Consider the following 11684-nt stretch of genomic DNA (forward strand, 5'->3'; position numbering starts at 1 on the left):
ATCCAGGAGAACGCGGCCTTGGTTGTTAATCATATATTAAGAATTGAGATCACGAAGGCGCTGTCCGGCGCTATTATGGCTCTTGCGGGCAATAGTCGGCATGTCCCGAGGGCTGCAGGCGACCAGGATCAGCGATGAACGTCCTTTCACGTCCAAAACTGCCGTCCAGGCAGAAACTGCTGATCGTGTTCGGCACGAGGCCGGAGGCACTCAAATGCTTTCCAGTGGCGCGTGCCGCCCTTGCTCATCCAGGCTTCATCACCGAAATATGCATTACCGCCCAGCATCGTGAAATGGTCGACCAGGTTGTCGAGCTGACCGGCCTGCCTGTGCATCACGATCTCAACATCATGCAACCCGGCCAGTCGCTGTTCGACGTGACCTCGCGCGTGCTCCTGGGCATGGCCGAGGTGCTGGACAAGGCGAAGCCCGATATCGTCATGGTACAGGGCGACACCACCACGGCGATGGCCGCGGCTCTGGCTGCCTTCTACAAGCGTATCCCGGTCGCTCATGTCGAAGCAGGATTGCGCAGCCACAACATCAATTCGCCGTTTCCTGAAGAACTGAACCGCAAGATTGCCGGCAACATCGCCACCTGGCATTTTGCGCCGACCGTTCAGGCGCGCGACAATCTCATCGCCGAAGGAAAGGCCGAAAGCACCATCTTCGTGACCGGCAACACGGTGATCGACACGCTGTTGCATTTTTCAAATGCGATCGATGCCGACAGGCTGATGAACGCGAAGCTCGCTGCCCGCTTCCCCTTCCTCGACCCTTCCAAGAAAATGATCCTCGTCACCGGCCATCGCCGCGAGAATTTCGATGGCGGCATCCAGCGCATCTGTACGGCGTTGACGGGATTGGCGGCGCGCGGAGACGTGCAGATCGTCTACCCTGTCCATCCAAACCCCAATGTGAGCTCGGTGGTCAACGCAGAGCTGGAAGGCGTGCCGAACATCCATCTGGTCGAGCCGCAGGATTATCTGCCGTTTCTGTACCTGCAGAAGCAGAGCTATCTGGTGCTTACCGATAGCGGCGGCGTGCAGGAAGAAGCGCCTTCGCTCGGCAAGCCGGTGCTGGTGATGCGCGAAAATACCGAGCGACCCGAGGGGATCGTGGCCGGCACCGCCCGTCTTGTCGGGACCGATGTCGAGAAAATCCTGTTCAACGCCAATCGCCTGCTCGACGATCAGGCTGCCTATCGCGGCATGGCGGAACGACACAACCCATATGGCGATGGCCGGGCCAGTAACCGGATTGTTGAGGAACTGCTGCATCATGGCTGAAATCAAAACCGTTTCCGTAATCGGTATGGGCTATATCGGCCTGCCGACCTGCGCCATTTTCGCCAGCCGCGGGCTCAACGTCATTGGCGTCGATGTCAACGGGGCGGTGGTCGAGAAGGTCAACCGCGGCGAAATCCACATCGTCGAGCCGGACCTTGACGGCCTGATCCAGAAGGTCGTGGCTAACGGCAAGCTCATGGCCTACAGCACGCCGCAGCCGGCGGACGCCTATATCATCGCCGTGCCGACCCCGATGACCCACGACCATAAGCCGGACGTGACCTACGTGCTCGCGGCGGCACGAAGCATCGCGCCGGTGCTGAAGCGGGGAGACCTTGTGGTGTTGGAATCGACATCGCCTGTCGGAACCACGCGTATCATGACCGGGCTGCTTGCCGAGTTGCGGCCCGATCTCAAATTTCCTGTCGAGCACGGCGAAGACGCCGATGTGCTGGTTGCCTATTCGCCCGAGCGCGTGCTGCCGGGAAAGGTGCTGACCGAGCTGATCAACAACGATCGCTCGATCGGCGGATTGTCCCGCAAATCGTCGGAACGGACCGCGGCACTCTATTCGACCTTCGTCACCGGCGACCTGTTCATGACAACGGCCGAAAGTGCTGAGTTGGTGAAACTGACCGAGAACGCGTTCCGCGACGTCAACATCGCCTTTGCCAACGAGCTTGCCGCAGTGTGTCAGGACCTGTCGCTCAATGTATGGGAAGTGATCGATCTCGCCAATCGGCACCCTCGCGTGAACATCCTCCAGCCGAGCCCGGGCGTTGGCGGTCACTGCATTGCGGTCGATCCTTATTTTATCATCGACGCCGCACCCAACAGCACGCGGCTGATGGCTTCGGCACGCCGGATCAATTCCGAGCGGCCCATGTCGGTGGTCAGGGATATCGAGGCCTTGCTCGACCCCTCCCGCAAACAGACGATCGCCTGTCTTGGTCTCAGCTTCAAAGCCAACATCGACGATTTGCGCGAGAGCCCGGCCGTCGAGGTGGTGAAGCTTCTGTCCGATATCCCCAATGTGAAGATCATTGCGGCTGAACCCAACACAAATGCGCTGCCGCATGAGCTCGAGGGCAGGGGCATCGTGTTCACCGACGCACTTTCAGCCATCGACAAGTCCGATATCGTCGTCCTCCTGGTCGACCATCGGCAATTCAATCTGGTCGACCCCGAAGCGCTCAAGGACAAGAAGCTCGTCGATACGAGGGGCCTGTGGACGTGGCGCAAGGCACGCAAGCCCGACGCCCGCATCGAAGGCAAGAAACCAGAGGTAGCACAAGTGACGCTTGCAAGGGAGCAGGCCGCATGAACGCGCACGCCCCGGCATGGGCGCAGCATTCCCTGTTGGCGTCACGGCGCCGGGAGTTCCTTGGCGCACCTATCCATGCGCTGACCATGGCAGAGACGCTGGCCATCGCCGACGAGGCGATGACCCTGCGACGGCCGCTGCATCATGTGGTCGTGAACGTCGCCAAGCTGGTGACCATGCGCCAGAATGCCGAACTGCGCGAGGACGTGGCAGGGGCGGACGTGGTCAATGTCGACGGCATCGGCGTGCTTTGGGGCGCCCGTCTGTGCGGCGTCGCGCTGCCCGAGCGGGTGGCGGGCGTCGACATCATGATCAATCTGCTGAGCCTCTGCGCGAAGCGTGGATTCAGGCCGTATCTGCTGGGGGCCGAACAGCACGTTCTCGACGCGGTTGTAGCGAGACTTGCCAAAGACCATCCGAGCCTCAGCATAGCGGGAATGCGCAACGGTTATTTCAAGCCGGAGGACGAGGCCGGGATCGTCGCGGCGATCAACGCCTCGGACGCCGACTGCCTGCTGGTGGCCATGCCGACACCGCGCAAGGAACGCTTTCTCAAACGCTACCGCGATGAACTCGCCTCAAGCTTCGTGATGGGCGTGGGCGGCAGTTTCGACGTCTATGGCGGCAAGGTTGCCCGTGCGCCGAAGCTGATACAAGCGGCGGGCCTGGAGTGGCTGTTCCGCGTGGTCCAGGAGCCGCGACGCTTGTGGCGCCGCTACTACGACACCAACACTGCCTATGCCGGGCTGCTGTGCCGGGAGTTCTGGGAGCGTCGCTGGCGCCGAAACGCCGGTTTATAGGTTCGCGTTCACCCACAAATAGACGCGTTGGCTCTGGACTTTGCTTTATGCGATCCGCAGCCGAGCCCGCAGCTGGGCGATGAATTGCGTCGCTTCCACAGGGTGGAACAACGAGGTCAGCCCGAAGAAAACCGTAGCGCCGGCGGTGCCGCCAGCGACAAGCGAGAAGATCGCAGGCACGTCGCCGGCCACCATGCTGGCAAGCTTGGCGGCCACCCCCGTGCTGAGCGAGATGATCACCGAAACACCGATGTCGCGCCACGGCACCGGCACCGGCGTGAGCCGCTCGCTGATGATAATGCAGGTTATGGAGCCCACCACCGAGCCGCCCGCTAGCGCCAAAGCGGCGCCGATCTCGGCCATCGGGGGGATCAACAGCAGGGACAATGTGATTGTTGCCACCGAGCCGAAGAGATTGGCGATGATCAGCAGCCACGGCCGCTTGTGCGCGTGCACCACGACGCCATAAACGAAGCTGGTGAGGTTGGCACACAGCACGCTAAAGGCAATGATCGGAAACAGCAGGCCGAAGCGGCCGTGATATTGCGAGGGCAGCATGAGCTCGGTGATATCGCTGCTGAGCGCGACCAGCATCGCTGCAATCGGCAGGCAAAGCCGCATCATCAGCGCCATCAGTTGCGACAGCAGCCGGCCCGACGCCGCGGGCCCATCCTCGTCGAACCGGCTGACCACCTCGGGAAAGGCGCCCATGTTGATGGCGTTGGCGACCATGTCGATCGGCTGGCGGGCCAGCGCATAGGCTGCGGCGAAGATCGCCACAGCGCCGGCATCGTAATAGATCTTGAGGAACAGACGCTCGGCACTGTTGAGCCCGAAGCCTACCAGCGCCATGATGATCAGCGGCACACCGAGCGCAAAGAAGTCCCTGTGGGTGAAGCGCGGCGGACCGGTAACGACGCGCCGGGATGCCATGATGCCCGCCACGATGCCGGCAATCAAGGCGCCGAGGCTCGAGCCCAGCGAGACCGTCAGAAAGCTATCCTGGAAGACAAGGATGGCGCCGATCGGCAACGCGAGTTGCAGCAGGGCACGCAGGGCTTCTAGCATCGAATAGACCGAATGGCGCTGCTGCATCTGCAGCACCGTCAACGCGAAGCGGCTGATGGATCCGGCGACCAGATAGCCGCAGACCGCGATCGCGAACTCGACCCAGCGTTCCGGCACGACCAGCGCCGACGCGCCTACCGATATGACCAGCGCCAGGGTCGTGGTCGCAAGCAGCACCTGCCCTGCCAGCATCAGGCTGCCGCGGCTGACCTCGCCCTTGCCGCCCAGCCTGAGCAAGGCGATGCGCAGCCAGTTGGTGACGGCAATGTCGGTCATTTCACCGACGGTCACCACCAGGGTGAGCAGGCCATACTCGGTCTGGTCGATCAAACGCGTCACGACGACCAGCAGGAGCAGCGCCGAAATTCGCGTCAGCAGGATCGCCGGAGCATAAATGAGCGTGGAACGGAGCAGCAAGGGCGTGTCCCTGGAAAACTCACCTTCGACTAGCCGCCGACTGGCGGAAAATCCAGCGCGATGACGGCGAAGGGTGAACAGATTCAGTTTGAACTAAAAGATTTGCCGTAAACCTTATCGGGAACGTTTGCTTTGCAGTTACCCGGTCTGTGTTATTTAGAGTACCATCATGTTGCAGCGCCTCATATCAGATCGAAAAATACATGTCCTGGTCGCGACGCCGTCGGGCGTTTCGGGGCAGGGCGGCATCGACCGCATCATGGGGGCGCTGAAGCAGGAGTTCGAACGGCAAGAAATCGCCGACATCGATGTGTGCTTCCTTGCCAGCCGTGGCCCGGGCCATGTCGGACTTTCGGTCTTCTATATGCTCGGCTTTTGCTTACGGATGCTTAAAGCGCGTCTGGCTGGACGCGCCGATGTCATTCATATCAACATCTCAGTTTCCGGTAGCACCTACCGCAAGATGGTGATCGCCGCCTGCGCACGGCTGCTGTCGATACCCTATGTCCTGCATTTGCACGGGGCGCAGTATCAGACATTCTGGAAAGCCGACCGTGGTTTCATAAGCCGCCGTATCAAAGCTCTGTTCGAGCATGCCGATCGGGTGATCGTTTTGGGCAGGCTTTGGCGCGATTTCGTCGCCGACCGGGCGCCGGGCGCTGCCGGCAATATCGTGATCGTGCCCAATGCGACCGAAGTCCCGTTGCTGGCGCATGTCGGCGGCGGCGACCATGTGCATATCCTGTTCCTCGGTCGCATCGGCGACCGCAAGGGCGTACCGCAATTGCTGGAGGCGCTGCACCGCATGACCCCTGTCAAGAATTGGCGCGCGACGATTGCCGGCGATGGCGAAGTCGAGGCGGCACGGACAAAGTCAGCCGCGCTGGGGATTGCAGACCGGATCGCCTTTCCGGGTTGGGTGGGACCTGACGATGTCGCATCGCTGATCTCTTCGGCCGATATTCTGGTTCTTCCCTCGTTCGCCGAAAATCTGCCGATGTCGGTTATCGAAGGCATGGCAGCCGGTTTGGCGGTGGTGGCGACCCCGGTTGGCGCGGTCGAAGACATAATCACCGACGGGCAATGCGGGCTGCTGGTGCCGCCAGGCGATATTACAGCGTTGACCGACGCGTTGAGCCGCCTCGTGGAGAACCCGGCACTAAGGGCAAGGCTTGGTGCCGGTGCCATGGCCGTGCATCGGGAACGGCTTGAGCTCGCCCCATTTGTCGGCGCAATCTGCGATGTCTGGCGGTCGGCCGCGTCAAGCCGTCAACCGGTCAAGCGCTGAGGCCGACGATCGCGGCGGCGCTTCGAGCCTGAATTCGCGGTGGAATATCTCCAAATTCAACAGCGCCCATATCAGCTTTTCGTGGTCTGCAGCACGCGTGGTGTGTTCCGAGACGATTTGATCAAGCTGTTTCCGACTCAGATAGCTGCGAATAACGGAGTGAGGCGAGCAAAGATGGTCATGCACGTAGTTCCTCATCGATCCGCGAAACCATTCGGCGACCGGTACCTTGAACCCGACCTTGCGGCGGCTGAGAATTTCCTCCGGAAGGATATTGGCCATGCTGTCGCGCAGGATCTGCTTGCTGTGCAACCAACCCAACCTGTAGCGATCGGGCAATTTGCTGACGAACGAAACCAGGTCGCGATCGAGGAACGGCATTCTTCCTTCGATTGAACCGGCCATCATCATGTGGTCGCCTCGTTCCAGGAGATTGTCGGGCAGCCACGATGTCTGATCGAAAAACAGCACGCGGCGAAGATGGGAGGCCGCAGCGCTTGACGAGAACGGAAAGTCGTTGCGCTCATAACGGCGATTTGCGGACGCACCGATCAGGCAAGCGCGCTGCCGCGCCGAAACGGCTCCAAACCAGGAGACCATCCGGGCGGCAAAGTCCCTTTCGCCCGCGGTGCGGGCAAACGTATCGACCTTGGCCGACGCGCCCGGCATGGCGCGTACCAAAGGGGTAAGGACGTTATCGTGCAGCGAGGCTGGGACAAGCGACCGGTAGATACCGGCCAGTGATTCCGCGCGATGCTTGGGGTAGCCGCCGAGAATCTCGTCGGCTCCTTCTCCGGTGAGCACCATCTTGACGTCCTGGGAGGCTCGCTCCGACATCAGGTAAATTGGAATATCGCTGCTTTGCGAAACAGGTGCCCCGCGTTGGCGAACCATCGCTGGCAGGTGATCCATCAGATCGCCTGGCTGGATGACAAGTTCGCAATGTTCGGTCTTGAAATGATCGGCAACGCGCCGGGCGAATGCAAGTTCGCTATAGGCTGCGTCGTCGAACCCGACAGAAAACGTGCGAATGGGCGTGGCGCTGTGCCTGGCCATCAGCGCGACGATAGCCGAGGAGTCGAGTCCTCCGGAGAGAAAGACCCCAAAAGGTGCATCGCTGCGCATCCTGATCTCGACGGAATGGTCGAGCAGTTCCAGAAATCGCCGCTTGGCGGTTTTTCCGTCAATCCGCTCGGTCAGGGCCGCCTGGTCCGGAGGCGTATAGTAGCGCGTTTCCTTGACTACCCCTTGCGACCAGACAGCATAGCTGCCGGGATTGAGCTTGCGGATCTGTTTAAAAAGCGTGCGTGGTCCCGGCACATAACGCCAGTTCAGATACTCGTGCACGGCATCCAGATCGAGTTGCTGCGCATCTTGCCGCGACGACAATAATGCGTTGATCTCCGAGGCAAACAGCAGCAATTTTTCGCTTTGCATGAGGTAAAGCGGCTTTTCCCCGAAGGGATCCCGGCCGAGGATCAATTCCTGCCTCTGAGCATCCCAGAGGGCAAAGGCGAACATGCCGCTCAGCCGGTCGAACATGGACAAATGCCACTGATCGTAGGCTCGGAGCAGCACCTCGGTGTCGGAGCGCGTTCGAAAATGATGACCAAGGCCGATCAGTTCCTGGCGCAGCTCGATGTAGTTATATATCTCACCGTTGAAAATTATTTTGAGACGGCCGTCCTCAATCTGCATCGGCTGATTCGACTCGGGCGCCAAGTCAATGATCGCCAGGCGGCGATGGACCAATGCCAATTGTTCCTCGCCGGTATTCAGGTCCAATATCTCGGTGCCTTCGGCATCGGGACCGCGATGCCGCAATGCATTTGACATTCTGGCGGCCCGCTCTTGTGGATTTTCGGCCCTTCGACCGATCCATCCGGCAATTCCACACATTGTCCCCCCTAGGCGCGCGCATTCCTCACTTCAGTACAACAAATGTGTTAAACACTTCGTGCCAATACAACCCAACCGGGAGAAAAGCTGCTACGGGCCGTTCCTCGATCAAGCCTGGCGGTCAGGGGTTGCCACCGGTTGTTCGCTGGTGAGGGGGAGTGACGGCACCTATGGCAGGCCCAATGCCTGCAGCATCTCCGGGTCGGGTACCGGGGGGCCATCGGGCCGGATGAGGCTCATCCCATAGGGATTGGAGAACTCCCAGACAGACCATGGGATCGCAAAGCGTTCGGCCTCTCGGCGCACTGCCTTGAGATAGCGCGAACGGTCGGCCTCAAAGGCGCCCATGCGGCCGTCCGCTGACATGAGGATAGCGCCGAATTCGCCCATGAAGAGCCGCCGGCTGGGAATGCCATGGCCTTCAGCCCAGTCGACAGCCTGGCGAAAGCTCGCCTCCAGTTGGCTCTGGCCCCAGTTCTGCTCGAAATATTTCGCGATTGCTTGGCGCGCGGTGGCCATGTTCATCATCTGCTCGACCCTGCTCAAGCCGGCAGCTTCCATCCGCGCTCTAAGGGTTTCGGTCACCACTTCGGGTGTACTGCTGTCGGCCGGCCAGGGAAGTCCCGAAGCAAAGCTGATTGTGTCATCGGGCCGCTGGTGGGTGAAGCTGTGCGGCTCATACATATGGAAGCTGTAATAGAGGTTTGGGTCATCAAAGCCGGGGCTGAGGTTGACCAATCCGGCAATGCTGCCGCCGCAGGCGCCGGTTGCAACGATGGTAAGTTCGCTGCTGACCGCTCGAATGTCGTGGACGGTCCCTGCCATGATCCGCTGCCAGTCATCGCTGCCGCTCGCATCGCATGGGTAGTATGCGGGTTCGTTGTAAGGTTCGAGGGCGACTCTGTCGGTGCCTATCTTGACCAGCATGGCGGCGACCGCCACAACCATTTGACGATAGCGGGCAACGCCCTCGCTGTCGGCGCCGCCATAGATCATCTCCATGCTGTAGTCGGGAACCTGAGTGACGCCATGCAGGTCGAAAACCACCTTGAGGCCGGTCGACGTGATCCGCTCGACGGCGGCGGCAAGTATGTCCAGCGCCTGCTGCCGCCTGGCGCCCTCGCTGGCAAGCAGCGGGCCGGGATCGACGCTCAGCCGGACGAAGTCGAAGCCCATCGATCGGATGTGGGCAAACACCTCCCCGGACGGCCAGTCGGTGAGCGGCCTGCTTTCCGCAAGCCACTCCTTTTCGCTGCGATAGGGCGGCCAAACGTAGGTTCCGTCTTTCTCCACCGGCGACCAGTTGAGCCACTGATGCACGCCAACGCCGCGCTTGAGAGGGATGGGCGCTGCGTCGGCCGCCACAAGCAAGGCGAGCACCCAGGCAACAACATACACCGCTTTTCCCATCGCTCCCTCCGCATGCTCGCGGGAGATATTAACCGCAACGAACGGGAAAGAAGATTGCCGGCCCGCAGCTTTTCGACGGCATGGTATACAAGGACCGAAACCCGGACGGAGCCTGCATGAGAATCGGCTGGTACATCAACCGATTGCGCAGCATGGGACCGGCCGAGGTGTTGCACCGGCTGGTGGAGCAACGTCGAAGGATCGCGTCGCGCCGCCGCGATGATGGGTGGGAGCGCTATCCATCGCCGCAGTTGCACCCGGTGCTGCCCGGATTTCGTCATGCTGCGCTGGCAGCGACCGACGCTCAACGGCAAGCCCTAGCGGCGGCCGCGCAAGAGATGCTTCAGGGCCGTTTTTCGGCACTCGGGCGGACATGGCCAAAGCGCGAGCCCGATCTTTTGTTTCCTGCTGAGCTTTGGCGTCTTGATCCGGTGACCGGCAGGCTTTGGCCTGGCCCCGAGGCTCATACTTTCGACATCGATTTTCGCCATGGCGGCGACCTTGGCGATATAAAATATGTCTGGGAGATCAACCGGCTGCAGCAATTGCCGCCACTGGCTGCACACCTGCTCCTCAGCGAGGATAATCGGTCCCGGAGTGCCATTGAGTTGGCGATCGGCAGTTGGTATTCCGCCAATCCGCCGTTCCGAGGCATTGGCTGGGCTTCCGGCATCGAAGTAGCGCTGCGAGCCATCAGCCTGATCGTCACCCTGGACCTCGTCCGCGACCGGCTTGACCCGGCGACACTGCGGAAAGCCGGTGAAATACTCGCGGCAAGCGCCTATTGGCTGCCGCGGTTTCCATCGCGATATTCCTCCGCCAACAACCATCTCGTCGCGGAATTGGCTGGCGAATATCTGGTCGGCCTGGCGCTCGGAGCCGAAACCGAAATTGCCCGCAGCGCCCTCCTGAATGAGACGCACAAGCAGATTCTTGCCGACGGCGCCGGTGCCGAGCAAACGCCGACCTATGCAGCCTTCAGCGCCGAACTCATCTTGCTGTGCGCCGCCGCGGCACGCCAGGCGGGAACGCCGTTTCCCTCGGCTGTCGAAGCGCGTCTGGGCGCCTTCGCCAATTTCGTCGGCTGGCTGCCACAGAAAGCCGCCCGCTTCGGCGACGACGATGAGGGCCATGTGCTGAAGCTGGGCGACGAGCCGAACTATATCCGATCCGTCGCGGCCGCCATCCACGGCTTACTGGGGACGCCCGGCAACACGCCGGAGCCTGACGATTTTCGTTCGCTTTTCTTTGGTGCGCCGTCGGGCCCGGCGCCCGCGGTGCATGGCTTGCAGACATTCGCGCAAGGCGGGCTCTCAGTCTGGCGCGGAGCAATGAATGGCCGCAATGTCGAACTGACGTTCGATCATGGACCGCTTGGCTATCTCTCGATAGCGGCGCACGGCCATGCCGACGCGCTGTCGCTTACCCTGTGCATCGACGGTGAGCCGGTGCTGGTCGATCCCGGCACCTGGCTCTACGGTTCGGGAGGCGCATGGCGCGACTGGTTCCGCTCCACACCGGCGCACAACACGCTGAACATCGAGGGTAAAAGCCAAAGCACCATCGCTGGAAATTTCAACTGGTCGCACAAGGCAGTCGCAGCGCTGGTGGAGAGCGAGCCGGGAACGCACTGGAGGCTGAGCGCCCGGCATGACGGCTATAGAAGCCGCTTCGGCGTCGTGCATCAGCGCACTTTGGCGCGCCAGGCCGATGGCATCCTCATCACCGACCAACTGCTCGGCGGCAGGCGCCAGTCCGAGATCGTCTTCCAGCTGGCGGCCGGTCTCCATGCCGACCGGCACGAAAATACGGTCACGGTGTTGCGCGGCGACGAGGCGCTGTTGGCCATCCGCTTTCCTGATGCTGCGCTCGATATCGGCGCCGGCGGTGACATGCCGGGCCGAGGCGGTTGGGTTTCACTGCGTTTTGGCACCAGGCAGCAAGCCGAACGGCTCGCTTGGCACGGCGAAGTGGGCGAAACCGGGATCGATATCCATCTTGCCCCAATTCACCCGCCGCAACGGAAAAAACCGGCGCCAACGTAGAGTTGCCGGGCGAGTTCCAGCCGTATTCGACATTAATTACGTTTGGACATTTAGCGGTTTCGTTACCGTTGATCTGCTAGTCTCGCACCATCCAGCCTGCTTTGCCCGCCGTGCCCGCAACAGCCACTGGTTGCAGGCGGCGTA

At 61.3% G+C, this 11684-nt stretch carries 8 protein-coding genes; 5 read left to right on the forward strand and 3 right to left on the reverse strand.

What is annotated here, in order from left to right:
• The first annotated feature begins 134 nt into the window (after positions 1 to 134).
• From wecB to NKI95_RS16515, 3 genes are read left to right on the forward strand one after another with little or no spacing between them, the layout of a single operon-like run.
• The gene (gene wecB / locus NKI95_RS16505) at positions 135 to 1289 is read left to right on the forward strand and encodes a non-hydrolyzing UDP-N-acetylglucosamine 2-epimerase (protein ID WP_352718062.1); all 1155 of its coding nucleotides are present in this window, start codon (positions 135 to 137) and stop codon (positions 1287 to 1289) included.
• The gene (wecC, locus tag NKI95_RS16510; protein ID WP_352718064.1) at positions 1282 to 2613 is read left to right on the forward strand and encodes a UDP-N-acetyl-D-mannosamine dehydrogenase; all 1332 of its coding nucleotides are present in this window, start codon (positions 1282 to 1284) and stop codon (positions 2611 to 2613) included. Before wecB ends, wecC begins: the two co-directional genes overlap by 8 nt.
• Positions 2610 to 3413, forward strand: a complete 804-nt coding sequence (locus NKI95_RS16515; RefSeq protein ID WP_352718066.1) for a WecB/TagA/CpsF family glycosyltransferase — start codon at positions 2610 to 2612, stop codon at positions 3411 to 3413. Before wecC ends, NKI95_RS16515 begins: the two co-directional genes overlap by 4 nt.
• A gap of 45 nt (positions 3414 to 3458) precedes the next feature.
• Here NKI95_RS16515 and NKI95_RS16520 read toward each other — a convergent pair whose 3' ends face one another.
• Positions 3459 to 4898, reverse strand: a complete 1440-nt coding sequence (locus tag NKI95_RS16520; protein ID WP_352718068.1) for a lipopolysaccharide biosynthesis protein — start codon at positions 4896 to 4898, stop codon at positions 3459 to 3461.
• Positions 4899 to 5067: 169 nt separating this feature from the next.
• Between NKI95_RS16520 and NKI95_RS16525 the strand changes: the two genes are divergently transcribed.
• Positions 5068 to 6186 carry a glycosyltransferase family 4 protein gene (locus NKI95_RS16525; RefSeq protein ID WP_352718069.1) on the forward strand — a complete coding sequence of 373 codons (1119 nt, stop codon included), beginning with the start codon at positions 5068 to 5070 and terminating at the stop codon, positions 6184 to 6186.
• Here NKI95_RS16525 and asnB read toward each other — a convergent pair.
• Both asnB and NKI95_RS16535 read right to left on the reverse strand, forming a co-directional pair.
• Positions 6160 to 8085: an asparagine synthase (glutamine-hydrolyzing) gene (asnB, locus tag NKI95_RS16530; RefSeq protein WP_352718071.1), complete on the reverse strand. Its 1926-nt coding sequence runs from the start codon at positions 8083 to 8085 to the stop codon at positions 6160 to 6162. The genes NKI95_RS16525 and asnB overlap by 27 nt on opposite strands.
• 168 nt (positions 8086 to 8253) lie before the next feature.
• A complete protein-coding gene (locus tag NKI95_RS16535; RefSeq protein ID WP_352718073.1) occupies positions 8254 to 9495 on the reverse strand; it encodes a glycoside hydrolase family 5 protein in 1242 nt (413 codons plus the stop codon).
• Between the two features lie 116 nt (positions 9496 to 9611).
• Here NKI95_RS16535 and NKI95_RS16540 point away from each other — a divergent pair, with 116 nt between their 5' ends.
• Positions 9612 to 11540: a heparinase II/III family protein gene (locus NKI95_RS16540; RefSeq protein ID WP_352718075.1), complete on the forward strand. Its 1929-nt coding sequence runs from the start codon at positions 9612 to 9614 to the stop codon at positions 11538 to 11540.
• The last annotated feature ends 144 nt before the right edge of the window (positions 11541 to 11684 follow it).

It is taken from the genome of Mesorhizobium sp. M0306 (genome assembly GCF_040321655.1).
Classification (GTDB): Bacteria; Pseudomonadota; Alphaproteobacteria; order Rhizobiales; family Rhizobiaceae; genus Mesorhizobium.